This window comes from Streptomyces sp. NPDC049887 (assembly GCF_040656535.1).
Lineage (GTDB): Bacteria > Actinomycetota > Actinomycetes > Streptomycetales > Streptomycetaceae > Streptomyces.
Window position 1 is genome coordinate 38,887 of sequence record NZ_JBFAMM010000010.1, and the last position, 26,994, is coordinate 65,880.

A 26,994-nucleotide genomic window follows, 5' to 3' on the forward strand; every position below is an offset into this window, starting at 1 on the left:
CCGCTCATTCCAACTGCCGACACCCGTCTGTGGCCTCCTGCCCCGAACGCCGACAAATGCTCCAACCCGATGGTGCGAGACGATGTTCCCGCAGGCCAGGCGGTTACCCGTGCCATCTGTACGCCGATGGCGAACGTGAGACCCCGGAGCCCGCGTGTCACCCGTCCCCACTAGGGATGTCTTACCCGTATGGACGGACACTCCATGCCGCGAACGCCGGTTCCCTCAGCTACGGGCGAACATCCTTGCGCCCTCGAACACGGCCTCACCGCCTTCTCGTCGACACCGTGTGTGACGGTTGACCGACGATCCGTAACCACCGGGTCCTCCCGGCAGTTCCCGGGTCATGGCCTTCACTCTCCCGGCACCTCGCGTGCCGCCCGATGACGGCAGCACAAGGTGGTACAAGAACGAGCTTGGCTGGGCTACGGCCGAAGGGCCACCGGTACGGCTGATCACCGGGCTGCGGTTCGACGCTCTGCAGGTGCCGGTGGACGCCGGGAAGGCTCTGTTGCGGCGCTGCGGGCGCACCGGACCGGTCGCCAGGGCGGGAGACAGAATTCTGCTCCTGGTCGCCGCGGGCAGCGCCGAGGAGCTGCCCGGGCTGCTCGACTGGCTGGAGTGGGGCGGGATCGGCCTGGAGCTGACCGCTCTCGGGCCGGGTGGGTCCGTGCCCGCACCGGCACCCCCGGGGCGCGCGGTCCCGGCCGGGGCGCCTCAGGGGGCCGCCGTGTGGCTGCGGCCCCCGAAGCCTGGGCGCGAGGTGGAGCCGTCACTGCCGGCGTTCGGCGCCGTGGGGCGCCCGGGCGCCGGATCCGGGGGCGGTGGGGGCGCCCCGGACCTCGTACGGCTCGTGGACGCGGCGGCGAACGCCTGCCACCGGGCCCGTCTGCTGCGTTCGTGTGCGGCCGGGCCGCACACGAATGCTCAGCCGTTGGCCTTCTCGTAGGCCTCCCGGATCTCGGCGGGGACACGGCCGCGGTCGTTGACGCTGTAGCCGTTCTCCTTCGCCCACTTCCGGATCTCCGCGGTGTCCTTGCTGCCCGTCGAGGTCGCGGCACGGCCCTTTCCGCGGCCGGTCGTGGCACGGCCGCCGGTGCGCCGGCCACCCTTGGTGTAGGGCTCCAGCAGACCGCGGAGCTTGTCCGCGTTGGCGGTGGTGAGGTCGATCTCGTAGGTCTTGCCGTCCAGAGCGAACGTCACGGTCTCGTCAGCCTCGCCGCCGTCGAGGTCGTCGACAAGAAGGACCTGAACCTTCTGCGCCACCGGATTTCCTTTCATCGAAAATGCAGTACGCGGAAAGGAAACCGCTTTTCTCTGGAAAACACAAACCCTCGGCAGAGGTTCAGAACCCGGGGCACGCGGGAAACGTACGCGATTCGGACATAGGGGTTCGGCACCGGGTCGAGTCCCGCTTCCGCTTGCCGCCGAGGCGGGATCACAGGTGCAGAAGCATCCGGCTGTTACCCAAGGTGTTCGGCTTCACCCGTTCGAGACCGAGGAACTCGGCGACACCCTCGTCATAGGAACGCAGCAGCTCGCTGTAGACATCTCCGTCGACCGGGGTCTCACCGATCTCCACGAACCCGTGCTTCGCGAAGAAGTGGACTTCGAAGGTCAGGCAGAATACCCGCCGCACGCCCAGCCAGCGGGCGGTGTGCAGCAACTTGCCGAGGACATGGTGACCGACGCCCGTACCCCTGAACTGGGGGTCCACCGCGAGAGTGCGGACTTCGGCAAGGTCCTCCCACATCACGTGGAGGGCACCGCAGCCGACCACTCGGGCGTCCGAGTCGCGTTCCGCGACCCAGAACTCCTGGATGTCCTCGTAAAGCGTCACGGTCGCTTTGTCGAGCAGGATGCCATCGCTCACGTACGGGTCCACGAGGCGGCGAACGGCCGGCACATCGCCGGTCCTGGCCCGGCGGACCGTGACGGCATTTGCTGCGGCATTGGGAGGCGACTGCTCTGACGACATGACCGGACGCTATCGCCCCGTCCCGTCCCCGCCGTCGGCGCCCTCGGCGTCCCCTTCGGGAGAACCTTCCGCCGTCCCTTGCGCAGGACCTTCCCGCTGGGGTTCCGGTGCCTCTTCCGCGGGGTCGCGCTGAACGACGCGGATCGCGTCCCGGAGCGCCTGGCGCTGCTCCGGCGACATCATGCCGAAGAAGGCGACAAGAGCCGCCGCGGGGTTGTCGCTCTTCGACCAGGCTTCGTTCATCAGTGCGGCGGAGTAGGCGGCCCGGGTGGAGACCGCGGTATATCGATAGGCGCGGCCTTCGACTTCCCTGCGCACCCAGCCCTTCTGATGGAGATTGTCCATTACGGTCATGACCGTGGTGTAGGCGATGGACCGTTCCTGCTGGAGATCTTCCAGCACTTCGCGCACCGTCACCGGGCGGTTCCATTGCCAGATGCGCGTCATGACGGCGTCTTCGAGCTCTCCCAATTGACGGGGCACATCGCCACCATAGTCGGAGATGTCGTAATGGCCGGCTATTGACGTACTTCGAGTACGAAAAAGGACGTACGGCCCCGATGAGCCGTACGTCCCGCGAGAGCCGGTGCGGACCGGCTCAGGCCCCGGTCGGACGGTCCGGCGACGCGGCCCGGCCGGCGGCCTCCGCACGGGCGATCGCCGCGTCCACGGCGGCGTCCTCCTTGGCCTTGTTCGGCCCGCCCTGGCTCTTCACGATCGTGACGACGAGAGCGGTGAAGAAGGCGGCCATCACGACCGGGGGCAGGAGCGCGGATACGTAGTCCATGCCCTCCAGAGTAGCTATCCGGCGGCCCGCTTCTCCGGTGGGGGCGCCGGGCGGCGGCGTGGCGGGAAGACCTCGCCCGGGGTGGGGATGGGGCGGTCCGGACGGGGAGCCGGGCGGGCGGGCTTCGGGGAGGCCGGGCGGGGCTCCTGCTTGTCCCCGGCCTCGGCGCGGCCGCCGGGCAGGGCGTGCAGCCGGACCCGCGACGGGGGCACCGAGGACACGCGGGCGGCGGCACGGTCCGCCGACCGGGCCCGTGCGGACTCCTCGGCGAGGCCCTGGCAGCGCTCCAGCAGGGCCCGGGAGAGCGGCGTGCGGCGCAGGGAGCGCAGAGCCGCGAGATCCTCGGGAGCGGGTTCGTGGCCGGCGGCGAGGGCCTCCTGGAGGAGCCCCAGATAGCCGCCCGCGGAGCCGGGGAGGGCGTCGCGGTACCGCTCGAGGTCGGCGAGCAGGAACGCCCGCAGCCGGCCGGCCTCGCGGACGGCCTCGTCCACGGACTGTGCGAGCCGCAGGCACTCCTGGGCGGTGTTCGCGCCGGGGCCGTCACCCCGGTCGACGGGGCGGGACTGGTCGGGGTCGAGGGCGATGGCGAGAGCGCGGCGGAGCACACGCAGTTCGTCCGCACTGAACGCCATGCCGCCGCGGGATCCGTATGGCGTGGGCATGGGCCGACGATACGCGCTAATCGGACAAAATTCGTTTAACGTCGCATTTGCGGCGCGGCGTGGAGCGCGGTGGGGCGCTCGCGTGTACGGGCCCGGCCTGCGGGCGCCGGGCAGGGCGCCCGCACGGCGCGTGCCGGCGCCGCGGAACGCCGGCCCTGCCCGCACGCCGGTTCACATGCGGGAGACGTTCCGCTCGTAGACCAGACGCAGGCCGATCAAGGTCAGCCACGGCTCGTGCTCGTCGATCGCGGAGGACTCCCCGAGGACCATCGGGGCCAGGCCGCCCGTGGCGATCACGGTCACGTCCTCCGGGTCGTCTGCCAGCTCCCGCTTCATTCGCTGGACGACGCCGTCGACCTGGCCGGCGAAGCCGTAGACGATGCCCGCCTGCATGGCCTCGACCGTGTTCTTGCCGATCACGCTGCGCGGGCGGGCCAGTTCGATCTTGCGGAGCTGGGCGCCCTTGACGCCGAGGGCCTCGACGGAGATCTCGATGCCGGGGGCGATGACGCCGCCCGCGTACTCACCCCGGGCACTGACCGCGTCGAACGTCGTCGCCGTGCCGAAGTCGACGACGATCGCGGGGCCGCCGTAGAGCTCGACGGCCGCGACCGCGTTGATGATGCGGTCCGCGCCGACCTCCTTCGGGTTGTCCATCAGGATCGGTACGCCGGTCTTGATGCCGGGCTCGACGAGCACCGCGGGGACGTCGCCGTAGTAGCGGCGGGTCACCTCGCGGAGCTCGTGGAGCACCGAGGGCACGGTGGCGCAGATCGCGATGCCCTCGATGCCGTCGCCCAGCTCCTCGCCGAGCAGCGGGTGCATGCCCATCAGGCCGTTGAGGAGCACGGCCAGTTCGTCGGCCGTGCGGCGCGGGTCGGTGGAGACGCGCCAGTGCTCGACGATGTCCTCGCCGTCGAAGAGGCCGAGGACGGTGTGGGTGTTGCCGACGTCGATGGTGAGCAGCATCGGATCAGACCTCGGCCTCTCGCAGGTCGAGACCGATGTCGAGGATCGCGGAGGAGTGCGTGAGCGCCCCGACCGCGAGGTAGTCCACGCCCGTCTCGGCATAGGCCCGGGCGTTCGCCAGGGTGAGCCGGCCGGAGGACTCCAGGACCGCGCGCCTGGCGACGATCGCGACGGCCTCGGCGGTCTCCACCGGTGTGAAGTTGTCCAGGAGGATCAGGTCCGCACCCGCGTCCAGGACCTCGCGGACCTGGTGGAGGGTGTCCACCTCGACCTCGACGGGAAGGTCCGGGGTGCCCAGCTCGGCCAGCGTCTCCCGGACGGCCTTGAACGCCTGGGCCACACCGCCCGCGGCGACCACGTGGTTGTCCTTGACGAGTGCCGCGTCGGACAGCGACATGCGGTGGTTGACGCCGCCGCCGCAGCGCACCGCGTACTTCTCCAGGGCGCGCAGGCCCGGGGTCGTCTTGCGGGTGTCGCGCACGCGCGCTCCGGTGCCCTCGAGCGCGTCGGCCCAGGCCCGGGTCGCGGTGGCGATGCCCGAGAGGCGGCACAGGAGGTTCAGGGCACTGCGCTCGCCGGTGAGCAGGTCCCGGGTGCGGGCGGTGACGGAGAGGAGCCTCTGGCCCGGCTCGACGCGGTCCCCGTCCTCGACGTGGCGCTCGACCTCGAACTCGTCGGTGCAGACGATCGAGAGGACCGCCTCGGCGATGCGCAGACCCGCGACGACGCCCGCCTCGCGGGCGGTGAAGTCGCCGGTGGCGACCGCGTCCTCGGGGACGGTGGCGACGGTCGTCACGTCCACGCCGCCGTCGAGGTCCTCCTCGATGGCGAGGTGCGCGATGTCCTCGACCTGCACGGGGTCGAGGCCGGACTGCGCCAGCAGCGCCGCGAGGTCGGGGTCCAGGCCGCACTCGTACACCTCGTCGCCGCAGCCGCAGTCGTCGCCGCAGCCCTGCTCTTCGGCGGCGCGGGCGCCGATCTGGATCAGCGGGACGTCCACGGGCTCCGGACGTTCTTCGGGCGTGCTCACTGTTGCGGCTCCCTGTCGGCGGTGGGGGTGGGGACGAAGGGGGGACGGGCGGGTGGGAAAGCCTCGGTCGCCGTGCGGCGGACCGCGAGGCTGCGTTCGGGGGTGAGGCGCACGACGATATGGCGGCGCCACCCGGCGTCGTCCCGCCCGGGGTGGTCCTCGCGCCAGTGGCAGCCGCGCGTCTCCGTCCGCTCGTGGGCGGCGGCGACCAGCACCCGGGCGACGAGCAGCAGATTGGTGGCCTCCCAGGACTCGACCCCTGGTTCGGCGGCCTTGTCGAACTCCTCGGCGTCGTGCAGCGCGGACAGGTGCAGCGCCTCCAGGGCGTCCGCCGCGTCGTCCAGGCTCGCCGCGGAACGCAGCACCCCGGCGCCGTTCGTCATGATCCGCTGGATCTCGCGCCGGGCCTCGGGCACCAGGAGCGGTACGGGCCCGTGGGAGCCCCCCTCCGCCGGAGCACGGGACGCCGTCCCCGGCCGGCCGTCCGCGGCGGGCGATGCGGGCGCAGCGGGCGCGGGGGCGTCCGAATCGGCCGGCGGGACGGGCCCGGCCGCGTGGGTCTCCGCGATCGTCCTCGCGATGCGCTCCGCGAAGACGAGCCCCTCCAGGAGGGAGTTGGAGGCCAGCCGGTTCGCGCCGTGGACGCCGGTGCAGGCGACCTCGCCGCAGGCGTACAGGCCGGGTACGGTCGTACGGCCGTGGAGGTCGGTGCGGACGCCGCCGGAGGCGTAGTGGGCGGCCGGGGCTACCGGGATCGGCTCGGTGACCGGGTCGATGCCGTGGGCGCGGCAGGCGGCGAGGATGGTGGGGAACCGGCTCTCCCACATCTCGGCGCCGAAGTGGCGGGCGTCCAGGAACATGTGGTCCACGCCCTGCTCCTGCATGCGGCGCATGATGCCCTTGGCCACGATGTCCCGGGGGGCGAGCTCGGCGAGTTCGTGCTGCCCCACCATGAAGCGGGTGCCGGACGAGTCGACGAGATGGGCCCCCTCGCCCCGCACCGCCTCGGAGACCAGCGGCTGCTGGCCCTCGGAGTCCGGGCCGAGCCAGAGCACCGTCGGGTGGAACTGGACGAACTCGAGGTCGCTCACCTCGGCGCCGGCACGCAGCGCGAGCGCCACGCCGTCGCCGGTGGACACCGGCGGGTTGGTGGTGGCGGAGAAGACCTGGCCCATGCCACCGGTCGCCAGGACCACCGCGGGGGCGCGCACCGCGCCGACGCCGTCGTGCTGGCCCTCGCCCATGACGTGCAGGGTGATGCCGGCCGTACGGCCCGCCGCGTCGGCCAGCAGATCGAGCACCAGCGCGTGCTCGATGACGCGGACGGCGCCCTCACGTATCGCCGTGACCAGCGCGCGGGAGATCTCCGCACCCGTGGCGTCGCCTCCCGCGTGGGCGATGCGGCGGCGGTGGTGGCCGCCCTCGCGGGTCAGCGCGATACCGCCGGAGTCGTCGGTGTCGAACCGCGCGCCGGTCGCGATCAGCCGTCGCACGGCGTCCGGGCCCTCGGTGACGAGCGTGCGCACCGCCTCCCCGTCGCACAGCCCGGCGCCCGCCACGAGGGTGTCGTCGAGGTGCTGCCCGGGGGTGTCGCCCTCGCCGAGCGCCGCGGCGATGCCGCCCTGGGCCCAGCGGGTGGATCCGTCGTCCAGGAGCGCCTTCGTGACCACGACGGTGCGCAGGCCCTCGGCCCTGCAGCGGAGCGCCGCCGTGAGGCCCGCGACGCCCGATCCGACCACGACGACGTCCGCGTCGATGGCCCAGCCGGGGGCCGGGGCGTTCAGCCGTATACCGGTGCTCGTCACGAGGCGGCTCCGAAGGTCAGGGGGATGTTGTCGATCAGCCGGGTGGTGCCGACCCGTGCGGCGACGGCCATGATCGCCTCGCCGGTGTGGCCGTCGGCGACCTCGGAGAAGTCGGCCGGGTCGACCAGCGCGAGGTAGTCGAGGACGAGGGGCGACGAGGACTTGGCGGCGTCGTCGAGAACGGCTCGTGCCGCGGCCCGCACGGCGTCGGCTCCGCCGCCGGGCTGGGCGGCGGCGACCGCGTGGGCGTCGGCGGCGGCCCTGGCCTCGCCGAGCGCGGACAACGCGGCGGCCCGGGCGTTGGACGCGGGCGCCGACTCGGCCCGGGCGCGCAGGGCGACCTGCGCGGCGAGCCGGTCGCGGGCGGCGAACAGTGCCCGGGACAGTGCGAGGGCGGTGTGGCGCTCCTCGGGCGAGAGGTAGCGGTTGCGGCTGGAGAGGGCGAGGCCGTCCGGCTCCCGCACGGTGGGCACGCCGACGATCTCCACGGGGAAGTTCAGGTCCTGGACCATGCGGCGGATCAGGGCCAGCTGCTGTGCGTCCTTCTGCCCGTACAGCGCGGTGTCGGGGCGGGTGAGGTGCAGCAGCTTGGCGACGACGGTCAGCATGCCGTCGAAGTGGCCGGGCCTGGAGGCGCCCTCGAGGAGCTCGCCCATGGGGCCGGCGGTGATCCGGACCTGGGGCTCGCCGCCCGGGTACACCTCGTCGGCCGAGGGCGCGAAGACTGCGTCGGCGCCCGCCTCCGCCGCGGTCTTGAGGTCCGCTTCGAGGGTGCGCGGATAGCGGTCGAGATCCTCGCCGGCGCCGAACTGCAGCGGGTTCACGAAGACCGTGACCACGACCTGGCCTTCCGGCCCGGCCAATGACCGGGCCGTGCGGATCAGGGTGGCGTGGCCGTCGTGGAGGGCGCCCATGGTCATCACGACGGCCCGGCGGGCGGGTGCCGCAGGGGCGAGGGCGTCCAGCTCCGCCGCGGTGCGCAGGGGGTTGATCATCGGTCGTTCTCTCCGTCCGCGGCGTCAGGGCCGTCCGTGCGGCCCCGGCCGTCCGCGGCGTCGTGGCCGTCCGCGAGGACCACCAACAGGTCCTCGGCGAGTTCGGGCTTGAGCAGGCCGTGTGCGAGGGCGCGGTCCGCGGTCGCCCGTGCCATGGCCAGATAGCCGGCGACCATGCCCGGGGCGTGCTCGCGCAACTCGGACACATGGGCCGCCACGGTCCCGGCGTCACCGCGGGACACCGGCCCGGTCAGCGCGGCGTCGCCCGATCGCAGGGCGTTGTCCAGCGCGGCGCCGAGCAGCGGGCCGAGCATCCGGTCCGGGGCCGAGACCCCGGCGGTGCGCAGCAGTTCCATGGCCTGGGCGACCAGGGTGACCAGGTGGTTCGCGCCGAGGGCGAGGCCCGCGTGGTACAGCGGGCGGGCGGTCTCCTCGATCCACTCGGGCTCCCCGCCCATCTCGATGACGAGGGCCTCCGCGGCGAGCCTCAGCTCCTCGGGCGCGGTGACGCCGAAGGAGCAGCCGGCCAGCCGCTGGACGTCCACGGAGGTGCCGGTGAAGGTCATGGCGGGGTGCAGGGCGAGCGGGAGCGCCCCGGCCCGCCTGGCGGGGTCGAGGACCGCCGCGCCGTACCGCCCGGAGGTGTGCACCAGCAGTTGGCCGGGGCGCACGGCGCCGGTCTCGGCGAGCCCTTCGACCAGTCCGGGGAGCACGTCGTCGGGAACGGTCAGCAGCACCAGCTCGGCGCGCGCGAGCACCTCCGCCGGGGGGACCAGCGGCACGTCGGGCAGCATCACGGCGGCCCGGCGCACGGACGCGTCGGAGACCCCGGAGACGGCCACGGGCCGGTGGCCGGCGAGCTGGAGGGATGCGGCCAGCGCGGGGCCGACGCGGCCAGCGCCGACGACACCCACGGTGAGTCGGGCCGGGCGGTCCCTGGGGTCGACCGGCTCCCGTGCCGGTGGTGTTGCTGGCGATGGTGCGTTCACGCGCGGCCTTCCGTTCCAGTCCGCGGGGGGTACCGGACGATTCCTCGCCATGCTACGCCAGCGTTTCGACCGGGCTTCCGCTCGTCCACAGGCTGTGGAGGCGGCACCGGCGCCGGACGGACGGGGCCTGTGGACAACGGCACGGGACCGCCCGGTGTGGGCGATCATCGCAGCATGACTCAGAACACGGAGGGGACGCCGCCCCTCGACTCCGGCGGACCGGGGGCCGGCACGGCGGGTGCGGCCGGCGCCGATCCGACCGCCGCCCCGGAGCGACGCGGGGACGGCGGCGAGGGGGCCGGGCGCCGCCGCAGGCTGACGGCCTGGCGCGCTTCCGAACGGCTGCTGTGGCACGGCTCCGCGGACGGCCGGCTCGGCGAACGGCTCGCGGCCCTGGCCGCCGACGCGGGTGCCGTCCACGACCTCGACGAGCACGTGGACCTCTACGGCGACGGGGTCGTCGCCGAGCTGGAGGGGCGCGTGGCGGCACTGCTCGGCCTCCCGGCCGCGGCGTTCTTCCCCACCGGCACGATGGCGCAGCAGGTGGCGCTGCGCTGCTGGGCGGGGCGCACGGGGAACCGGACCGTCGCGCTGCATCCGCTCGCCCACCCCGAGGTCCACGAACGGGGCGCGCTGGGTGCGGTCTGCGGGCTGCGCACGGTCCACCCGACCCGGGAACCGCGGTTGCCGACGGCGGACGAGATACGCGGCCTGGACGAGCCGTTCGGCACGCTGATGCTGGAACTGCCGCTGCGGGACGCCGGATTCGTGCTGCCCGAGTGGGACGAACTGGTGGAAGTCGTCGAGGCGGCGCGCGAAATGGATGCGGTGGTGCACTTCGACGGCGCGCGCCTTTGGGAGTGCGCCCCTCATTTCGGCCGAGAGCTGGACGAGATCGCCGGACTCGCGGACAGCGTGTACGTGTCGTTCTACAAGTCCCTCGCGGGCCTGTCCGGCGCGGTACTGGCCGGGCCGGAGTTCCTGGTGGAGGAGGCGCGAGCCTGGCGCCACCGCTACGGCGGCCTGGTCTTCCAGCAGTACCCGGCGGCGCTGTCGGCGCTGCTGGGCCTGGAGCGGGAGCTGCCGAGGCTGCCTTCGTACGTGGCTCATGCGCGGACCGTCGCCGCGGCGTTGGCGGCCGGACTCGCGGAGGAACCCGGCGTGCCCTGGTTCCGGGTGCATCCCGATCCGCCGCACACCCACCAGTTCCAGGTGTGGCTCCCCTTCGGCGCCGAACTGCTCGACGAGGCGGGCGTACGGCAGGCGGAGGAGACCGGCGTGACCCTGTTCCGCCGCTGGTTCCCGGCCCCTGGCGGCCCGCCCGGCGTCTGCGCCACGGAGGTCACGGTCTCCTCCCCGGGTCTTGCGTGGACCGCCGACGACGTCAGGGCGGCCCTCGCCGACTTCATGACGCGGGTACGGGCCGGGGGCGGACGGGCGTGACCGTCACCATCGACACCGCCGGCCTGCCGCCCGAGTGCATCGTCTTCGAGCCCTCGCCGCTCGCCGAACTGGGCGTGGCCCTGCACGTACTGGCCGAACCGGGGCACCACCCGGGACTGCGCGGCTGGGCGACGGCGACCGCCGCGGGCCTGAAGCAGGACCTCGCCGACCGGCTGCACGAGGCCGGCTTCCTCTGGACGTCGACCTTCTCCGACGTGTTCATGCCGTTCTCCGGGATCCGCGGCGGGGACGGCCGCACCGGTGCCACCCTGGCCGAGGAACTGGACCTGCTGGACCGACTCGACGAGGAGCGGTTCCTGACGGCGGCGATGGCGTTCACCTGCTCCCCCTCGTACTCCACCGGCGTCATGATCGAATCCCGGCGCGCCCTCGAACTCGCCGCCACCCGAGGACCCGGGCAGCTGGGCTTCGCACGGCGCATCCTCGACGACCCCGGAGCCGTGCGGGCATGGCTGCGGCGCCTGTTCGAGGACTGCGACGAGGCCTTCTTCGCGGACACCTGGCGCCGGGTCGGTCCGGGGTTGGCCGCCGACGCCCGGGGCAAGACGGAGCTGCTGCGCCGCAAGGGCCTCGGGGAGGCGCTGCGCGACGTCTCGCCGGCACTCTCCTACGACGAGGAGCGCGGACTGGTCCTCGCGGACAAGCTGAGCGTGGGAAGGACCACCGCGGTCGACCCCGCCGTGGGGCCCGGGCTGACGCTCGTACCGTCCCACTTCGGCTGGCCGCACCTGACCGTGCTGTACGCCCGGGGCTGGCGGCCCGTCATCGCCTACCCGGTGGGGGCGCCCGAGCTGCCCGGCCCGGCGTCCGTCGACATCCTCAAGCACCGGATGGAGGCGCTGGCCCACCCCATGCGCATGCGGCTGTGCCGGAACCTCGGCCGGGCCCCGTACACGACCGGCGAGCTCGCCGAGGCCCACGGCATCACCGCGCCGGAGGTGTCCCGGCATCTGTCGGTGCTGAAGCGGGCCGGACTGGTCACGACGCGGCGGCGCGGCAGATACGTCCTGCACCAGCTGGACGTGGGGGTGGTGGCACGGCTGGGAAGCGACTTCCTGGAGGCGGTACTGCGCTGAAGCTGCGCAGCCCGGTGAGCTCGGGGACGCGGCCGACCAGTGCGGCGGTCAGGGCACGGCTCGGCAACCACCGCCGTCGCCGGGGCACGGCCTCTCCGTCGGCAGGAGCGGAGGAGACGGAGGCATCCGCCCGGTGCGGTCCCCTGCCGACGCCCTCGGGATCGCCGCATGCTCCGCCGGGCGGCCGCCGAGGCGACCCGTTCGACGGCCGGGTCCTGCCGCCGCCGAACGAGCCGTGCAATCCACGGGAGCACGCCGGTCAGGACGCGGCGCCGCCGCCCGCGCGGACCAGGCCGCTCTCGTACGCGAGCACCACGACCTGCACCCGGTCGCGCAGCCCGAGCTTGGTGAGGATGCGGCCCACATGGGTCTTCACCGTGGCCTCCGACAGCACCAGCCGGGCGGCGATCTCGCCGTTCGACAGGCCCTGGGCGACGAGCATCATCACCTCGCGCTCGCGCTCGGTGAGGCGCTCCAGCTCCTCCTGCTCCGGCTCCTTGCCATGGGAGGGCAGCATCGGCGAGAAGCGGTCGAGCAGCCGGCGCGTCGTGGACGGGGCGACCACCGCGTCACCGCTGTGCACGGAACGGATGGCGCCGAGCAGTTCGGCCGGCGGCACGTCCTTCAGCATGAAGCCGCTGGCTCCCGCCTTGAGCCCCGAGAACGCGTATTCGTCGAGGTCGAAGGTCGTCAGGATGAGCACCTTCGGCGGGTCGGACTGGGCGCAGATCCTGCCGGTCGCCTCCACCCCGTCGAGCCGGGGCATTCGGACGTCCATCAGCACCACGTCGACCGCCGTGGAGCGGAGGATCTCGATGGCCTCCGCCCCGTCGCCGGCCTCCGCGACGACCTCCATGTCGGGCTGGGCTGCGAGCACCATCCGGAAGCCGGTGCGCAGCAGCACCTGGTCGTCGACGAGCATCACGCGGATCGGCATGGGCGGGGTCCTTGTCTTGTGGGCCGGGCGGGACGGATACGGGGGACTCGGGGCGACGGGCGACGGGGCGGTGACGGCAGGCTAGTGGGCGGACTTGAGCGGCAGCAGCACACTGATCCGGAATCCGCCGCCCGGCCGCGGACCGGCGTCGAGGGTGCCGCCGACCATGCCCACGCGCTCCCGCATGCCGATGAGGCCGTGGCCCTTGCCGTCCGCGCCGCCGTCCTCGTACAGCTCGTGGGCCGCGCCCCGGCCGTCGTCCTCGACGAGCAGCCCGAGGCCGTCGTCGAAGTAGACCAACCGGACGCTCGCCCCGGCGTCCGGTCCGCCGTGCTTGCGCGTGTTGGTGAGGGCTTCCTGGACGATCCGGTACGCGGTGAGCTCCACCCCGCTCGGCAGCGGCCTCGGGGTGCCCTCGATCCGGAAGTCGACGGTCAGGCCCGAGCCGCGGACCTGTTCCACCAGTTCCTTGATCTGCTCGACGTCCGGCTGCGGTACGTACTCACCGCTCTCCGGGGCGTCACCGGTGCGCAGGACGCCCAGCAGCCGGCGCATCTCGGCGAGCGCCTGACGGCCCGTGGAGGAGATCGTCTCCAGGGCCTGCCGGGCCTGGTCCGGTGCGGCGTCCAGCACGTAGGCGGCACCGTCGGCCTGGACGACCATCACCGATACGTTGTGTGCGACGACGTCGTGGAGCTCGCGCGCGATCCGGGCGCGCTCGGCGGCGACAGCCACCTTCGACTGGGCCTCGCGCTCCTTCTCCAGCCGGCGGGCACGCTCCTCGAGCTGGGCGAAGTAGGCGCGGCGGGTGCGCAGGGAGTCGCCGAGCACCCAGGCGAGGACGAACGGAACGGTCATGACGACCGTGAAGAAGATCTTCGCGCCCGCGCTCATACTCGGCTCGGGCCAACGGATCTGGGCGAGCGTCGCGGCGCACAGACCGCCGGCGAGCGCGAGGTGGGAGGCCCAGCGCGGTCCGTCGTGCGCGGCGACGGTGTAGATGAGCACGAGCATCGCGAAGTCCGCCGGGTTCGGCCCCACGTCCAGCGCAAGCTGCGCGACGCCGATCCCGGCCACCAGCAGCAGCATCTTCTCCGGCGCGCGGCGGCGCAGCGCGACGGCCAGGCAGAGGAGGAGTACGACGAGGGCGGGTGCGATGCGCGGCTCGGCCCCGACGTGCTCCTGGAAGACCCACAGCATGGAGAACCCGAAGAGCATCACGGCCCAGAAGCCGTCGACGCCCGTCGGGTGCCTGCGGAGAAAATCATAGAGGCGCTGCACGTAACCCAGCGTAGGCACGTGCGAAAGGCGCCCGGGTCAACCGGAGGGTCGATCCGGCCCGCGGACGCCTACTCCGCAAGGTGGAGACCGGTGCACGCTCCCCGAGGTGGAGACTGGGGCGCGTGACGTACCCAGCGACGAACGAGGCGGAGGACGCGGAAGGCACGCAGTGGGTCCCCTGGCGGGAGGCCACGGAACGCGCGCTGTACGGTCCGCGGGGCTTCTACCGGAGGCCGGAGGGACCCGCAGGGCACTTCCGCACCTCCGTGCACGCGTCCCCGCTGTACGCCGCCGCTGTGGCGCGGCTGCTGCGGGAGACGGCGGAGGGCCTGCCGACGCGGGTCGCGGAGGTCTCGCTGGTCGACGTCGGCGCCGGACGCGGGGAACTGCTGACCGGGGTGCTGGCGGCGCTGCCGGACGGCTTCCCGGTGCGGGCCTACGCCGTCGAGCGGGCCGTTCGTCCGGCGGGGCTCGACCCTCGGATCGAGTGGGTCGAGCGGCCGCCGTCCGGGGTCTCCGGGCTGCTGTTCGCGAACGAGTGGCTGGACAACGTCCCGGTGGACGTCGCCGAGGCGGACGACGCGGGCGTCCGCCGCTACGTGCTGGTCAGGGCTGACGGCGAGGAACGCCTCGGGGACCCGGTCGCCGGGGCCGACGCGGCCTGGCTGGACCGCTGGTGGCCGAACACCGGTCCGGGCACGCGGGCCGAGATCGGGCGGCCGCGCGACGAGGCCTGGGCTGCGGCGGTCGCGGGGCTGGACGCGGGACTCGCGGTCGCCGTGGACTACGCCCACCGCGCGGGCGACCGTCCGCCCTTCGGGACGCTGACCGGGTTCAGCGGCGGGCGCGAGGTACGTCCCGTTCCGGACGGCGGCTGCGACATCACGGCGCACGTGGCCCTCGACGCCTGCGCCGGTCCCGGGGCCGAGCTGGTGAGCCAGCGCGAGGCCCTGCGCCGTCTCGGCGTCTCCGGCTCCCGGCCGCCGCTGGCCCTGGCCTCGTCCGATCCCACGGCCTACGTCCGCGCCCTGGCCTCCGCGGGAGAGGCCGCCGAGCTCACCGCCCGGGGCGGCCTCGGCGACTTCACCTGGCTCCTCCAGCCGGTCCCGGCCTGCTGAGGCACGGTCGGCGCGCACGGCGAAGGCCCTTCCGGCGATCGGGCCGGACACCGCGGCCGGAGTCCGCGCGCACGGCGGCGGCGCGTGCGCGGGCCGCGGATCGACCACGCATGGCACCGGCGCCGTCCCGACCCGTGCGGCTCACACCGAACCGCCTCTCGCTCCCGGCCCCCGGCCCCCGGCCGCTGAGGACAGCACTCATACGCGGGCGGGCACACGGCGAGCGCGGCGGGGGCCGTGGCGCAGGCGCGCAGGCGTCGGGCAACGACACGCCACCGCCACAGGCGCGCAGGCGTCGGACAACGACACGCCACCGCCACAGGCGCGCAGGCGTCGGACAACGACACGCCACCGCCACAGGTGCCCGACAACTCACGCGCTTCCCACACGGATCCGCCGAGGTCCGGAACCGGATCTCGGCCATGCCCCGGCTTCCTGCCCCCACGGTTCGAACGCCGCCCGGACGGGTGGGTGCGGCCTCTCGCGCCTGACGGTTCGAGGCCAGGGCGGGCCGGCCCCTCCTACCGGACGGACAGGCGAGCGGGCGCGAACCGCTCGGACCGGGCCCCGCCGGTGGCCGGACCGGGCTCCCGCCGGCGGACCGGCCGCATGCCCGTCCGGTCCGCGGGCGGGGCTCCGTACCACTCGCCCACGCGAGGGATACTGTCGCCCATGACGGAGACGACGATCGGCATCGGCGGCGCGGCGGAGAGCACCGACATGGTGCTGAACATCGGACCGCAGCATCCCTCGACGCACGGCGTGCTGCGCCTCCGTCTCGTCCTGGACGGGGAGCGCATCGAGCGCGCGGAGCCGGTGATCGGCTATATGCACCGGGGGGCGGAGAAGCTCTTCGAGGCGCGTGACTACCGGCAGATCGTCATGCTGGCCAACCGCCACGACTGGCTGTCCGCGTTCTCGAACGAGCTGGGCGTCGTGATGGCCGTCGAGCGCATGCTCGGCATGGAGGTCCCGGAGCGCGCCGTATGGCTGCGCACGCTCCTCGCGGAGCTGAACCGGGTGCTCAACCACCTCATGTTCCTGGGGTCGTATCCCCTCGAACTCGGCGGAATCACCGCGATCTTCCACGCCTTCCGCGAGCGGGAGGACCTCCAGCACGTGATGGAGGAGATCTCCGGCGGCCGGATGCACTACATGTTCAACCGCGTCGGCGGACTCAAGGAGGACCTGCCCGCGGGCTGGACCGGCCGGGCGAGGAGCGCGATCGCCGAGGTCCGTTCGCGGATGGACGTCTACGACCGGCTCGTCCTCGGTAACGAGATCTTCCGCGGCCGTACCCGAGGGGTCGGTGTGATGACGGGGCGGACGGCGCACGCCTACGGCGTCTCCGGCCCCATCGCCCGTGCCTCCGGCGTCGACTTCGATCTTCGCCGCGACGAGCCGTACCTGGCCTACGGCGAACTCCAGGAGACGCTGAAGGTGGTCACCCGCACCGAGGGCGACTGCCTGGCCCGTTTCGAGTGCCTGCTGTGGCAGGTGCACAACTCGCTGGAGTTGGCGGACGCCTGCCTGGACCGGCTCGCGCAGCTGCCGCCGGGACCGGTCAACCAGCGGCTGCCGAAGGTGCTCAAGGCACCCGAGGGCCACACGTACGCCTGGACCGAGAACCCGCTCGGCATCAACGGCTACTACCTGGTGTCCAAGGGGGAGAAGACCCCGTACCGCCTCAAGCTCCGCTCGGCGTCGTACAACAACATCCAGGCGCTCACCGAACTGCTGCCCGGCACCCTGGTCGCGGACATGGTCGCGATCCTGGGATCGATGTTCTTCGTGGTCGGGGACATCGACAAGTAGGCGGAGCAGAGCGAGGCCGGGCGAGCGGGCGAGTTCGGCGCGGACGGCCGAAGGGGCGGAGCCGAAGCAGACCCCCGGGACCGGCGCACGGAGCGGTTCGGCGGGGAGCCGCAGGCGCGGGTCCGATGCCGGGACCGGACCGACGCGACCCGTCGCCGGGCGGCGGCGGGGCGCGACCGGGCCACGGCGGCACGGGCGCGGCATCCGGTTCCGGACGGCGAACGGCCCGCGGGGCGCTGACACCACGAACGCCGGGCAGCATGAGCCGCCCGGCGTTTCCGCAGCCGGGGCCGCGCGGCGGCGCGGCCCGCGCCGGATCAGGAGATCGCGCTGCGCAGCTGCGCGACGTCGAGCTGCTCCGTCTCGTCGTGCGCGGTCAGATCGATGACTTGGCCCACGGCGCGTTCATCGGTGCGCCTGCTCTGGGCCAGGGCCTCCTCGCCCACCACGTCGGCGAGATCCTCGTCCTGGACGGAGGCGAGCTGAGCGGGTTCGAGGGCCGCGACGGGCCTCTTCCGGCTGCCGCCTCCTGCGGTCACGGCCGGTCCGGTGGACCCGGCGGCTTCCGCGCCCTGTGCGCCGTCCTCCGGGGCCTTCGCCCCCTGGGTGCCGAAGAAGTCGAAACCGCCCTGCGGGCGCGCGGGCCGGCGTTGCCCGGAGTAGGGGACTATCGCCGAGGCGACCGGCACGCGCGCAGCGGAGACGGCGGACGACGGGCGGGCGTGCTGTGCTCCCCCGGCGGCCGCCGCGTGCTTCCCCTGCGGCTCGTCCGCCTCTCGGGCGCGCTCGGCGATGTCGCGCCTGCGGGCCTCCTCGACGGTGCGCCTGGCCTGTTGCTCGGCGGCCCGGCGCGGCAGGTCCTCCAGCGCCTTGGCCGCACGCAGGTACGCCGACGGTGTCGGCGTGGAGCCCGCCGCGGGAAGCTCCTTGGGCGAGCCCGCCTCGATCGCGAGCTGCCTGCGTCCCTCGAGCGCGCTGGCGCGCTCCGTCTCCGCGTTCGCGTACCGGCGGAGCAGGGCGGCGTGCTCATTGCGCAGTCCGGCCAGCTCGACCCGCTTGGCGCGCAGCTTGGCGTCGAGCCTGGTCCGCAGTTCGCGGGACTCGTCGAGATCGGCTTCCAGCTCGGCGATGCGCTCCTCCGTCTTCCACGCGTCACTGGCGCGGAGACGGGTGAGTTCGGCGACGCGGCGGCCCGCGTACCGGTCCCAACTGCGCATGAGGACCGCGCCGGTGACCGCCGCGGCGGCGGCCGCCGCGACCAGGGTGCGGAGCAGGACCGGATCGGAGAGCAGCCAGGCGCCCAAAGCACAAAGGACCGAAGCTCCGGCGACCGCGGAGGGCGGCAGGAGCCTGTGCAGAGGTGGGGAATGGCGGTGGCGTCCACGTGGCATGGCCTGAAATTTACCGTGCGTAGGTGACGATTGGGGGGTCAGCCCGGCAATCTCTTCGCATCGGGAACATCTCGCTTTCGACGTGCCGTGCTTACCTCTTCTTCCACGCCCCGTGCCCGGCTCGCTGCGCTCCTTCGGACGCCCGTCGCCCGCGGCCATTGGCTGTCACGCAATCCCCGGCAGGCGCACGACGACAGCCACGGCACCTCACCGCGTTGCCGAACCGCCCGAACAACCCCGCGGTGACGGCGACTCCGGGCCGTGCGACGCACCGCGTCCGACGCCGCACGCCGGTCCCCCGGGGATTGCGCGGACGGCCCTCACAGCAGGCCCTTGGACGTCAGGTACTCCTTCGCCACGTCCTGCGGCCTGGCCCGCTCGGCGTCCACCTTCCGGTTCAGCTCGACCAGGTCCTCGGTCGTCAGCGCGCGGGTGAGTCTGCCGAGCGCGTCGGCTATCTCCTGCGATCCGGCGTCCTTCGCGTTGACGAGGGGCAGCACGTTGTCGGCGTTCTGGAGCTTCTTGTCGTCCTCCAGCAGCACCAGCCCGAAGCTCTCCAGCGTGGCGTCGGTCGTGGTGGTGAGGACCAGCTGGTCCTCACCGTCCTTGACCGCCTGCTTGGCCTGCGGGGTGCCGACGCCCTTCGGGTCGACACCCGCCACGTCGATTCCGTACGTCTTCTTCAGACCCGGCGCGCAGAACGGGCGCACCTCGCACTCGTCACCGGCCGCGATCTTGACCTTGATCTTCGACCTGCCGAGATCGGAAAGGGACTTGAGCTTGTTCTTCTCGGCGAATTCCCTGCTCACCGCGAACGCGTTCTGGTCGACCGCGTCCCCGGGGGGCAGCACCTTCAGCCCGCGAGGGGTCGCGAGCTTCTCCAGAGCGGCCACGGTGGCGGCGACGTCGCTCGACGCGACGGGCTTCTCCTCGGGTGCCTTCGGGCCGTTCGCCTTGGCGTTGAGGAATTCGGCGATCGTGGCCGCGTATTCCGGTACGACGTCGATTTCGCCCTTCTCCAGGGACGGTTCGTACAGCTCGCGGTTCTTCACCGTGGTGACGGAGGCGTCGTATCCGGCGTCGCGCAGCACCTGGGCGTAGAGCTCGGCGAGCACCTTCGACTCGGTGAAGGCCGCCGCCCCCACGACGAGGGCGCCCCTGCCACCGACCGCGCCGTCCGACGCTCCGGAGCCGCCCTTCTCCTGCTCCAGGCTGTCACCGCCGCAGGCCGCGAGCGGGCCCAGCAGGGCCACGGTGCCCAGTACCGCTCCCGCGAGGCGCGAGGTCTTGCTCATGAGGTTCACCATCCAAGGGAGTGAGTGGTCACACGGTCTTCCGGAGCGGACTGAACAATCGGTCCAGCGCCACGAGCACGGCCTCCACGAGGAGGGCGAGCAGGGCCACGAGCAGGGCGCCCGCGACCACTTGCGGAGTGTCGTACGTGTTGAAACCGGCCGTGATGATGCGGCCGAGGCCGCCCTGTCCGACCATCGCCGCGATCGTCGCGGTGGCGACGACCTGGACCGCTGCGGACCGCAGCCCGGTCATGACCATCGGATACGCAAGGGGCAGCTCGACCCGGACGAAGAGTTGCCCGCCGGACATGCCCATGCCTCGCGCGGCCTCGACGACCGCCCGGTCGACCTGCCGCATGCCCACATAGGCGTTGGTGAGCAGGGGCGGCACGGCGAACAGCACCAGGGCGATGATCGTCGGGACGTATCCGGCGCTGCGCAGCGGTGTGACCATGAACAGCGCGAGCACCGCGAAGACGGGCACGGCCCGGCCGGCGTTCGACAGGTTCACGGCCAGCGCGCCACCACGGCCGACATGTCCCAGAAACAGTGCGACGGGCAGGGCGACGGCACAGGCCAGGGCCATGGCGACGCCGCTGACGTACAGATGCTCGCCCAGCCGGTGCCAGGCTCCGCCCTCCCCCGACCAGTTGGCACCGGTGCCGAGCCATGTCCAGGTCCTGGCCAGTACGTCCATCAGTGGGCCCCCCGCGTCCCCGCGGCGCGTATTCGGGTCCAGGGCGTGAGCAGCCTCTGCACGCCGAGCAGCAGCAGGTCCGCGGTGATCGCGAGGAGTACGCAGAGCACGGACGCGGTCAGCACCTGCGCCTTGAAGAAGCTGGGCAGCGCGTCCTCGATGAGATTGCCGAGGCCGCCGCGGCCGACGATCGAGCCGACGGTGGTGAGAGCGACCGTCGAGACCGTCGCGATCCGCAGGCCCGCCATCAGTGCGGGCAGGGCCAAGGGGAGCTCGACCTCCCAGAGCAGCCTGGCCGGGCCGTAGCCCATGCCCCGGGCGGCCTCCCGGGCCTCCGCGGGAACCGCCTCCAGCCCCGCCACCGTGTTCCGCACCAGGATCGTCAGCGAGTACAGCACCAGGCCCGTGACCACCAGGGCCGCCGAGAGGCCGAAGAAGGGCAGCAGCAGCGAGAACATGGCCAGCGACGGGATGGTGTAGAGCACGGTCGTCAGCCCGAGGACGGGGCCGGCGAACCGGGGCCGGCTGCGCGCCAGGAGCGCCAGCGGGAAGGAGACGGCGAGTCCGATCGCGACCGAGGCGGCCGTGATCCCGACATGCTGCACCGTCGCGTCGATCAACTCCTGGCTGCGGGAGCGCAGGTACTCGCCGCAGATCCAGTCGTTCGTGACCAGGCAGCCTCGGCCCGCCATGGTCCACCCCCGTCCTCGCGTCCGGCCTGTTCGACCGGTTGCCGAACGGAATCCGACCCTAACCCCCGTCACCGACAATCGCCGAGGCGCTTCGCCTTCCGGCGACACCGCCTTCACACAAGGCCCGCCGTCACCCGTCACAATGGGGAACCATGATCCGATTCGAGCAGGTGACCAAGCGCTACCCGGACGGCACCACCGCGGTGGACGACCTCTCCTTCGAGGTCGCCGCGGGTGAACTGGTCACGCTCGTGGGACCGTCCGGCTGCGGCAAGACGACCACCATGAAGATGGTCAACCGCCTCATCGAGCCGACCGAGGGCCGGATATTCCTGGACGGTGAGGACATATCCACCATCGATCCCGTCCAACTGCGGCGCCGGATCGGCTATGTCATCCAGCAGGTGGGCCTCTTCCCGCACAAGACGGTCCTGGAGAACACCGCGACCGTGCCCCACCTCCTCGGCTGGAAGCGCGCGAAGGGCCGTGAACGCGCCGCCGAACTCCTCGATCTCGTCGGCCTCGACCCCCGCGTGTACGGCGACCGCTACCCCGAGCAGCTCTCGGGCGGCCAGCGCCAGCGCGTGGGCGTGGCCCGGGCCCTGGCGGCCGATCCGCCGGTGCTGCTGATGGACGAGCCGTTCGGCGCCGTCGACCCGGTGGTGCGGGAGCGTCTGCAGAGCGAGTTCCTCAAGCTGCAGGCCGCCGTCCGCAAGACGGTGCTCTTCGTCACCCATGACATCGAGGAGGCCGTCCGGCTCGGCGACCGCATCGCCGTCTACGGCCAGGGCCGGATCGAGCAGTTCGGCGCCCCGGCCGCCGTACTGGGGGCACCGGCGAACCGGTACGTGGCGGATTTCGTCGGCGCCGACCGGGGCCTCAAGCGGCTGTCCGTCACCCCCGTCGAGGAGGGCGATCTCGAGCAGCCGCCCGTGGTCCGTCTCGACGACCCGCTGCCCCGCACACTGGACGCGCCCTGGGCGGTCGTCCTGGACCCCGGTGGCGATCTGCACGGCTGGATCTCCGCCGAGCACGCCGGCCGCACCGGCACCGTACGGGAGCACGCGCGCCGCATGGACGCCTGGCTGCCCGTCGGCGCCTCCCTGAAGCAGGCGTTCTCCACGATGCTGCAGCACGACGCGGGGTGGATCGCGGTCGTCGACGAGGAGGAGAAGGGACGTTTCCTCGGGGTGCTGACCCCGGGACGCCTGCACGAGGCCCTGCGCCGCTCCATCGACGCGGACGCCCAGGACGTACCGCGCACCACGGTGGACATCGACACGGTGCCGTCCGGCTGAACCGCCCGGGGCCGGGCTCAGGCGCGGGGGCCGTGCGTCACGCCGCCGTGAGCCGACCGCTCATCCACACCAGCGCCGGCGGGATCTCACGGCGCCAGGTGTTGAAGTTGTGCCCGCCGCTGTCCAACGTGATCGACGAGACGCGGGCGGGCGCCTTCACCTTCCCGATGAAGTCCCGCGTCCCCTCGAGGTTCCCCTCGCCCTGCTCGGACGTGGTCACCAGGAACGAGGAGGCGCCCTGCGGCCGGTGGTCCAGGCTCCACAACAGGTTCGCGCGCTTGCGCTCGTGCTGGTTCCCGTGGAAGAGGTCGCCGGTCGTCGGATCCTCCGCGGCCTTGTAGTACGCGGAGAGTCCGGCTCCGGCCGCGAACCGCTCGGGGTGGTGGAGCGCTATCTTCAGCGCGCAGTACCCACCCGTCGAGTTGCCCATGATGCCCCAGTTGCGGGGGTTTGTTCCGACCCGGTAGGTCTCCGACACGGCCGCCGGCACGTCCTTGGCGAAGAACGTCTCCGTCTGCGGCCCGTCCGGGACGTCGACGCACTCGGTGTCCCTCGGTGGCGCCACCGTCGGCCGGAGCATCACCAGGATCATCGGCTGCATGCGTCCCTCGCGGGCCTGCATGAACGCCGTTCTCGGGTACTTGAGGCCCTTGAGCAGGTTCTCCGCGGTGCCCGGGTAGCCGGTCAGCACGACGCTCACGGGAAAGGTCCTCTTCGCATGGGCGGGCTGGAAGTACTCGGGGGGCAGGTACACGTACGCCGGGCTGTCGATCCCCGACCTCTCGCCCACGATCACGACCTTCTGGATCTGACCGCCCGTCTCCGGTCGCGCGCTCCCCGGGACGTCCAGCTTCTGCTTGCCGACCACCTTCACCGTCCTGCTGCTCGCCGAGTGGTCCACGACCACGCCCATCTCCTGCTCCTGGCCGAGGAGATCGGCCCAGGAGCCGTAGAAGAGGAAGGACTTGTTCGCCGCCAGGCCCACCGCGGCGAAGAGCGCGACCTGGGTCGCCAGCAGCATCCCCACCCGGCCGAGGACCGCGCGCCGGCTTCGGCGGGAGAGCCGTGGCCACAGCCAGATCGTCGCGGCGAAGAGAGCCACGGCGGCCAGAACGGCCAGCGCCAGAACCTTGTTACTGGTGAGACCCATGAGGCGATCGAGCTTCTTCCGTGAGAATTTCCTGAGAGTCAATGAACCCGCCGCCCGGAAGTGCCGTCCTAGAGAGCGCAAATTGTCCGGGCCGAATGTTCTGCGGCCGCGGATTCCACGATCTCTCCCGAGAGCCTCAGGAAGCGATGTCTGTCACCATAGATGGGGATAAGTCGGGCTTGGTTCCGGAACGCGTACGCCGGATCCTCCGCGGCCCGCGCGCCGAATCCGTTCCTGCGCTGGTCGGCACGGCCTGCACCTTCATCGGCCTGATCGACATCGCCGCCGGAGTGTTCCCGCGCTTCCGGCACAGCCGGATGCACGCCCTCGCCGAGGTACTCCCCGGCGCCCTGGGCCCGTTCGCCGCCGCGCTGTCGCTCAGCGCCGGCGTCCTGCTGCTTCTCCTCGCGCACGGGCTCAAGCGGCACAAGCGCCGCGCCTGGCGGGCCGCGGTGATCCTGCTGCCCGCCGGCGCAGTCGCCCAGTTCGTCTACCGCCACTCGGTCATCGGGGTCCTGCTGTCGCTGGCGCTGCTGGCCCTCCTGGTGCGCCACCGGGGCGAGTTCGCCGCCCTGCCCGACCCGCGCAGCCGGTGGAAGGCGCTGGCCAACTTCGTCCTGATGGGCGCCGGTTCGATCGGCCTCGGCCTGGTCGTCGTCAGCGCCCACCCGGGCAAGGTCATCGGCAGCCCCAGCCTCACCGACCGTCTCGAGCACGTCCTGTTCGGACTGTTCGGCTTCGAAGGGCCGGTCGGGTACGAGAGCGGCGTCGACTGGACCGTCGGCTACTCGCTCGGCGCGCTCGGCCTGATCACCGCCGTGACCACGATCTACCTGGCCTTCCGCCCCGAGCACCCGGCCGCCACCCTCACAGCGGACGACGAGACCAGGCTCCGCGAGCTGCTGGACAAGCACGGCGGCCGCGACTCCCTCGGCCACTTCGCGCTCCGTCGCGACAAGGGCGTCGTCTTCTCCCCCAGCGGCAAGGCGGCCGTCACCTACCGCGTCGTCTCCGGCGTCATGCTCGCCAGCGGCGACCCGATCGGCGACGTCGAGGCATGGCCGGGCGCCATCGAGCGCTTCATGGACGAGGCCAAGGCCCACTCCTGGACCCCGGCCGTCATGGGGTGTTCGGAGACCGGCGGCCAGGTGTGGACCCGCGAGACCGGCCTCGACGCCCTGGAACTCGGCGACGAGGCGGTGGTGGACGTCCCGGATTTCTCGCTCACCGGGCGCGCCATGCGGAACGTGCGCCAGATGGTGAAGCGCATCGAGCGCAACGGCTACGAGACCCGCGTCCGCCGCGTGCGTGACCTCTCCGACGGCGAGCTGGAGCGGATACGCCGGGCCGCGGACGACTGGCGCGGCACCGACACCGAGCGCGGCTTCTCCATGGCCCTCGGCAGGATCGGCGACCCCTCGGACGGCAACAGCGTGATCGCCACCGCGCACAAGGCCGACGACGGCGAGCCGGGGCCGTACGGCGACCTGAAGGCCGTACTCCACTTCGTTCCGTGGGGTGCGGACGGCATGTCCCTGGACCTGATGCGCCGCGACCGGTCGGCCGATCCCGGCATGAACGAGCTGCTGATCGTCGCCGCCCTGCAGGCCTCCCCGAGGCTCGGCATCGCCCGGGTCTCGCTGAACTTCGCGATGTTCCGCTCGGCGCTCGCCCGTGGTGAGCAGCTGGGCGCGGGACCGGTCCTGCGGGTCTGGCGGGGGCTGCTGGTCTTCCTCTCCCGCTGGTTCCAGATCGAGTCGCTGTACAAGTTCAACGCCAAGTTCCGGCCGCGCTGGGAGCCGCGCTTCGTGGTCTTCCGCAAGACCCGCGACCTGCCCCGGATCGGATTCGCCGCCATGCAGGCGGAGGGCTTCGTGACGCTGGCCGTGCCGCGCCCGTTCCGCCGCCGTACGGCCCGCTCACCCCGTCCCTGCGCCCACATCCGCCCGGCCACCACCGGCGAGCACGAGATGCGCGCGGCGTAGCGGGACCGCACCGGAGGGGCGACGGCACGGACGGGCCGCGTCCGGGCCCAGTGCCGCTCATCGGCCACCGTTCGCCCCGTCGCGACGCCCGGCACGGCGACTCGCCGCGCCGCCGATCGACCGGACAGGCCCGCCGCGAGGCCGATCCGGCGCCCGGCGGTCCTTCCCCTCGACCGGAGGGCCGGGGGAACCCCACGGACCGGACGCCGCTGCTCGACGGGCAAACCCGGCCCGGGTGCGGCACTAGGCTGGTCGTATGAGTACGTTGCGCGGACGGGGCACGGTCACGGGCCTGCCGGAGTGGGACCGCTGTGCGGTCATGGGGGTCGTCAACGTGACCCCCGACTCCTTCTCCGACGGGGGCCGCTGGTTCGACACCACGGCCGCCGTCAAGCACGGCCTCGACCTCGTCGCGGAGGGCGCCGACCTGGTGGACGTCGGCGGTGAGTCCACCCGCCCCGGCGCCTCCCGCGTCGACGAGGAGGAGGAGCTGCGGCGGGTGCTCCCCGTCGTGCGGGGCCTGGCCGGTGAGGGCGTCACCGTCTCCGTCGACACCATGCGCGCGTCGGTGGCCGCCCAGGCGGTCGCGGCCGGCGCCGTCCTCGTCAACGACGTCTCCGGGGGGCTCGCCGACCCGCAGATGATCCCGGCCGTCGCCGCCGCGGAGGTGCCCTTCGTGGTCATGCACTGGCGCGGCTTCAGCGAGGACATGAACAACCGGGCCGTGTACGGGGACGTCGTCGCCGAGGTCGCCGCGGAACTGCGCGAGCGGATCGACGCCGTGGTCTCGCGCGGTGTCGCCACCGAACGGATCATCGTCGACCCGGGCCTCGGCTTCGCCAAGCAGGCCGCGCACGACCTCGCGCTCGTCGCACACCTGCCCGAGCTGCGCGCCCTGGGCCGGCCGCTGCTCGTCGCGGCCTCCCGCAAGCGGTTCCTCGGCCACGTCCTGGCCCACGGCGCCGCGCCCCCGCCGCCCGCACGCGAGCGGGACGCCGCCACCGCCGCGGTCTCCGCGATCGCCGCCCACGAGGGCGCCTGGGCGGTCCGGGTCCACGAGGTGCGGGCCACGGCGGACGCCGTTCGGGTCGCGCGGGCGGTCGAGGGAGCCCGGTGACCCCGCGTACCGACGTCGAGAACGTGGAAGCGGCGAACACCGCCTTCTACGAGGCCATGGAACGGGGCGACTTCGAGGAGATCTCCGGCCTCTGGCTGGACGGCGGAGAGGCCGAGGACATCTCCTGCGTGCACCCGGGCTGGCCGGTCCTCTCGGGGCGGGGCGAGGTGCTGCGCTCGTACGCCCTGATCATGGCGAACACCGAGTACATCCAGTTCTTCCTCACCGACGTGCGGGTCAGCGTGTCCGGCGACACCGCCGTCGTCACCTGCACCGAGAACATCCTCAGCGGCGGCCCCGCGGAGGAGGCCGGCGAGCTCGGCCCCCTCGTCGGCCAGCTGGTCGTGGCCACCAATGTGTTCCGCCGCACACCCGACGGGTGGAGAATCTGGTCACATCACGGTTCGCCCGTTCTGGCGGAATCGGACGACGAGGAGAACGGCGAATCCACCCCGTGAGTGGG

At 72.7% G+C, this 26,994-nt stretch carries 26 protein-coding genes; 9 read left to right on the forward strand and 17 right to left on the reverse strand.

Translation table 11 applies throughout. The annotated features are described in order from the left end of the window. The first annotated feature begins 346 nt into the window (after positions 1–346). A complete protein-coding gene (locus tag AB0J10_RS14665) occupies positions 347–949 on the forward strand; it encodes an SCO3374 family protein (RefSeq protein WP_363061447.1) in 603 nt (200 codons plus the stop codon). On the opposite strand, the gene AB0J10_RS14670 is transcribed toward AB0J10_RS14665, so the two are convergent. From AB0J10_RS14670 to AB0J10_RS14715, 10 genes are all read right to left on the reverse strand, one after another. Beyond that, positions 928–1,266 (reverse strand): Lsr2 family protein, encoded by a 339-nt coding sequence (locus AB0J10_RS14670; protein WP_269729046.1) that lies wholly within the window; start codon positions 1,264–1,266, stop codon positions 928–930. The two genes, AB0J10_RS14665 and AB0J10_RS14670, sit on opposite strands and share 22 nt — an antisense overlap. A 172-nt stretch (positions 1,267–1,438) precedes the next feature. Next, positions 1,439–1,978, reverse strand: coding sequence for an amino-acid N-acetyltransferase (locus AB0J10_RS14675; RefSeq protein WP_363061449.1), 540 nt, complete (start codon positions 1,976–1,978; stop codon positions 1,439–1,441). A gap of 9 nt (positions 1,979–1,987) precedes the next feature. Continuing rightward, positions 1,988–2,461, reverse strand: coding sequence for a BlaI/MecI/CopY family transcriptional regulator (locus tag AB0J10_RS14680; RefSeq protein ID WP_363061451.1), 474 nt, complete (start codon positions 2,459–2,461; stop codon positions 1,988–1,990). Between the two features lie 115 nt (positions 2,462–2,576). Then, entirely contained in the window at positions 2,577–2,765 is a 189-nt protein-coding gene (locus tag AB0J10_RS14685) for a hypothetical protein (protein WP_363061453.1), read from the reverse strand. A gap of 14 nt (positions 2,766–2,779) precedes the next feature. Beyond that, positions 2,780–3,427: a hypothetical protein gene (locus tag AB0J10_RS14690; RefSeq protein ID WP_363061455.1), complete on the reverse strand. Its 648-nt coding sequence runs from the start codon at positions 3,425–3,427 to the stop codon at positions 2,780–2,782. A 171-nt stretch (positions 3,428–3,598) separates the two neighbouring features. Then, positions 3,599–4,396: a type III pantothenate kinase gene (locus AB0J10_RS14695; protein WP_017949716.1), complete on the reverse strand. Its 798-nt coding sequence runs from the start codon at positions 4,394–4,396 to the stop codon at positions 3,599–3,601. Between the two features lie 4 nt (positions 4,397–4,400). Beyond that, positions 4,401–5,426, reverse strand: coding sequence for a carboxylating nicotinate-nucleotide diphosphorylase (nadC, locus tag AB0J10_RS14700; protein ID WP_363061458.1), 1,026 nt, complete (start codon positions 5,424–5,426; stop codon positions 4,401–4,403). Next, complete coding sequence (locus AB0J10_RS14705; RefSeq protein ID WP_363061460.1) at positions 5,423–7,231, reverse strand: L-aspartate oxidase; 1,809 nt, start codon at positions 7,229–7,231, stop codon at positions 5,423–5,425. The genes nadC and AB0J10_RS14705 overlap by 4 nt, the downstream gene beginning before the upstream one ends. Then, positions 7,228–8,226 (reverse strand): pantoate--beta-alanine ligase, encoded by a 999-nt coding sequence (panC, locus tag AB0J10_RS14710; RefSeq protein ID WP_363061462.1) that lies wholly within the window; start codon positions 8,224–8,226, stop codon positions 7,228–7,230. The genes AB0J10_RS14705 and panC overlap by 4 nt, the downstream gene beginning before the upstream one ends. Further along, positions 8,223–9,266: a DUF2520 domain-containing protein gene (locus AB0J10_RS14715; RefSeq protein ID WP_363061464.1), complete on the reverse strand. Its 1,044-nt coding sequence runs from the start codon at positions 9,264–9,266 to the stop codon at positions 8,223–8,225. The genes panC and AB0J10_RS14715 overlap by 4 nt, the downstream gene beginning before the upstream one ends. Positions 9,267–9,389: 123 nt before the next feature. On the opposite strand from AB0J10_RS14715, the gene AB0J10_RS14720 reads away from it, so the two are divergent. Next, entirely contained in the window at positions 9,390–10,658 is a 1,269-nt protein-coding gene (locus AB0J10_RS14720) for a beta-eliminating lyase-related protein (protein WP_363061466.1), read from the forward strand. After that, the gene (locus tag AB0J10_RS14725; protein WP_363061468.1) at positions 10,655–11,755 is read left to right on the forward strand and encodes a DUF5937 family protein; all 1,101 of its coding nucleotides are present in this window, start codon (positions 10,655–10,657) and stop codon (positions 11,753–11,755) included. Before AB0J10_RS14720 ends, AB0J10_RS14725 begins: the two co-directional genes overlap by 4 nt. A 259-nt stretch (positions 11,756–12,014) precedes the next feature. Here the strand turns inward: AB0J10_RS14725 and AB0J10_RS14730 are convergent, their stop codons facing one another. Together AB0J10_RS14730 and AB0J10_RS14735 are read right to left on the reverse strand one after the other, a co-directional pair. Next, entirely contained in the window at positions 12,015–12,692 is a 678-nt protein-coding gene (locus AB0J10_RS14730) for a response regulator transcription factor (RefSeq protein ID WP_363061470.1), read from the reverse strand. An 81-nt stretch (positions 12,693–12,773) separates the two neighbouring features. Then, the gene (locus AB0J10_RS14735; protein WP_363061472.1) at positions 12,774–13,973 is read right to left on the reverse strand and encodes a sensor histidine kinase; all 1,200 of its coding nucleotides are present in this window, start codon (positions 13,971–13,973) and stop codon (positions 12,774–12,776) included. Between the two features lie 122 nt (positions 13,974–14,095). On the opposite strand from AB0J10_RS14735, the gene AB0J10_RS14740 reads away from it, so the two are divergent. Next, positions 14,096–15,091 (forward strand): SAM-dependent methyltransferase, encoded by a 996-nt coding sequence (locus AB0J10_RS14740; RefSeq protein ID WP_363061474.1) that lies wholly within the window; start codon positions 14,096–14,098, stop codon positions 15,089–15,091. 672 nt (positions 15,092–15,763) lie between these two features. Then, positions 15,764–16,906, forward strand: coding sequence for an NADH-quinone oxidoreductase subunit D (locus AB0J10_RS14745; RefSeq protein WP_363061476.1), 1,143 nt, complete (start codon positions 15,764–15,766; stop codon positions 16,904–16,906). Positions 16,907–17,223: 317 nt separating this feature from the next. On the opposite strand, the gene AB0J10_RS14750 is transcribed toward AB0J10_RS14745, so the two are convergent. The 4 genes from AB0J10_RS14750 to AB0J10_RS14765 form a co-directional block, all read right to left on the reverse strand. Beyond that, positions 17,224–18,297, reverse strand: a complete 1,074-nt coding sequence (locus AB0J10_RS14750) for a hypothetical protein (protein ID WP_363061478.1) — start codon at positions 18,295–18,297, stop codon at positions 17,224–17,226. Positions 18,298–18,617: 320 nt separating this feature from the next. After that, positions 18,618–19,592, reverse strand: coding sequence for an ABC transporter substrate-binding protein (locus AB0J10_RS14755; RefSeq protein WP_363061480.1), 975 nt, complete (start codon positions 19,590–19,592; stop codon positions 18,618–18,620). Between the two features lie 28 nt (positions 19,593–19,620). Beyond that, a complete protein-coding gene (locus AB0J10_RS14760) occupies positions 19,621–20,289 on the reverse strand; it encodes an ABC transporter permease (protein ID WP_363061482.1) in 669 nt (222 codons plus the stop codon). Beyond that, positions 20,289–20,981: an ABC transporter permease gene (locus AB0J10_RS14765; protein ID WP_363061484.1), complete on the reverse strand. Its 693-nt coding sequence runs from the start codon at positions 20,979–20,981 to the stop codon at positions 20,289–20,291. The genes AB0J10_RS14760 and AB0J10_RS14765 overlap by 1 nt, the downstream gene beginning before the upstream one ends. A gap of 152 nt (positions 20,982–21,133) precedes the next feature. Here AB0J10_RS14765 and AB0J10_RS14770 point away from each other — a divergent pair, with 152 nt between their 5' ends. Then, complete coding sequence (locus AB0J10_RS14770) at positions 21,134–22,279, forward strand: betaine/proline/choline family ABC transporter ATP-binding protein (protein WP_363061486.1); 1,146 nt, start codon at positions 21,134–21,136, stop codon at positions 22,277–22,279. A gap of 37 nt (positions 22,280–22,316) precedes the next feature. Here AB0J10_RS14770 and AB0J10_RS14775 read toward each other — a convergent pair whose 3' ends face one another. Continuing rightward, complete coding sequence (locus tag AB0J10_RS14775; protein WP_363061488.1) at positions 22,317–23,429, reverse strand: alpha/beta hydrolase-fold protein; 1,113 nt, start codon at positions 23,427–23,429, stop codon at positions 22,317–22,319. A gap of 146 nt (positions 23,430–23,575) precedes the next feature. On the opposite strand from AB0J10_RS14775, the gene AB0J10_RS14780 reads away from it, so the two are divergent. From AB0J10_RS14780 to AB0J10_RS14790, 3 genes are all read left to right on the forward strand, one after another. Then, positions 23,576–25,414, forward strand: a complete 1,839-nt coding sequence (locus tag AB0J10_RS14780; protein ID WP_363061490.1) for a phosphatidylglycerol lysyltransferase domain-containing protein — start codon at positions 23,576–23,578, stop codon at positions 25,412–25,414. Between the two features lie 256 nt (positions 25,415–25,670). Further along, on the forward strand, positions 25,671–26,531 hold the full coding sequence (gene folP / locus AB0J10_RS14785; RefSeq protein ID WP_363061493.1) for a dihydropteroate synthase: 861 nt from the start codon (positions 25,671–25,673) through the stop codon (positions 26,529–26,531). Beyond that, a complete protein-coding gene (locus AB0J10_RS14790) occupies positions 26,528–26,989 on the forward strand; it encodes a nuclear transport factor 2 family protein (protein ID WP_363061495.1) in 462 nt (153 codons plus the stop codon). Before folP ends, AB0J10_RS14790 begins: the two co-directional genes overlap by 4 nt. Positions 26,990–26,994: the final 5 nt, after the last annotated feature.

Bases quoted from the DNA above. Each gene is read 5' to 3' on its own strand.
- AB0J10_RS14775 (WP_363061488.1), bottom strand. From the start codon at position 23,429: ATGGGTCTCACCAGTAACAAGGTTCTGGCGCTGGCCGTTCTGGCCGCC.
- folP (WP_363061493.1), top strand. From the start codon at position 25,671: ATGAGTACGTTGCGCGGACGGGGCACGGTCACGGGCCTGCCGGAGTGG.
- AB0J10_RS14715 (WP_363061464.1), bottom strand. From the start codon at position 9,266: ATGGCGAGGAATCGTCCGGTACCCCCCGCGGACTGGAACGGAAGGCCG.
- AB0J10_RS14765 (WP_363061484.1), bottom strand. From the start codon at position 20,981: ATGGCGGGCCGAGGCTGCCTGGTCACGAACGACTGGATCTGCGGCGAG.
- AB0J10_RS14750 (WP_363061478.1), bottom strand. From the start codon at position 18,297: ATGCCACGTGGACGCCACCGCCATTCCCCACCTCTGCACAGGCTCCTG.
- AB0J10_RS14690 (WP_363061455.1), bottom strand. From the start codon at position 3,427: ATGCCCACGCCATACGGATCCCGCGGCGGCATGGCGTTCAGTGCGGAC.
- AB0J10_RS14720 (WP_363061466.1), top strand. From the start codon at position 9,390: ATGACTCAGAACACGGAGGGGACGCCGCCCCTCGACTCCGGCGGACCG.
- AB0J10_RS14745 (WP_363061476.1), top strand. From the start codon at position 15,764: ATGACGGAGACGACGATCGGCATCGGCGGCGCGGCGGAGAGCACCGAC.
- AB0J10_RS14695 (WP_017949716.1), bottom strand. From the start codon at position 4,396: ATGCTGCTCACCATCGACGTCGGCAACACCCACACCGTCCTCGGCCTC.
- AB0J10_RS14675 (WP_363061449.1), bottom strand. From the start codon at position 1,978: ATGTCGTCAGAGCAGTCGCCTCCCAATGCCGCAGCAAATGCCGTCACG.
- AB0J10_RS14755 (WP_363061480.1), bottom strand. From the start codon at position 19,592: ATGAGCAAGACCTCGCGCCTCGCGGGAGCGGTACTGGGCACCGTGGCC.
- AB0J10_RS14770 (WP_363061486.1), top strand. From the start codon at position 21,134: ATGATCCGATTCGAGCAGGTGACCAAGCGCTACCCGGACGGCACCACC.
- panC (WP_363061462.1), bottom strand. From the start codon at position 8,226: ATGATCAACCCCCTGCGCACCGCGGCGGAGCTGGACGCCCTCGCCCCT.
- AB0J10_RS14665 (WP_363061447.1), top strand. From the start codon at position 347: ATGGCCTTCACTCTCCCGGCACCTCGCGTGCCGCCCGATGACGGCAGC.
- AB0J10_RS14685 (WP_363061453.1), bottom strand. From the start codon at position 2,765: ATGGACTACGTATCCGCGCTCCTGCCCCCGGTCGTGATGGCCGCCTTC.
- AB0J10_RS14760 (WP_363061482.1), bottom strand. From the start codon at position 20,289: ATGGACGTACTGGCCAGGACCTGGACATGGCTCGGCACCGGTGCCAAC.
- AB0J10_RS14780 (WP_363061490.1), top strand. From the start codon at position 23,576: ATGTCTGTCACCATAGATGGGGATAAGTCGGGCTTGGTTCCGGAACGC.
- AB0J10_RS14730 (WP_363061470.1), bottom strand. From the start codon at position 12,692: ATGCCGATCCGCGTGATGCTCGTCGACGACCAGGTGCTGCTGCGCACC.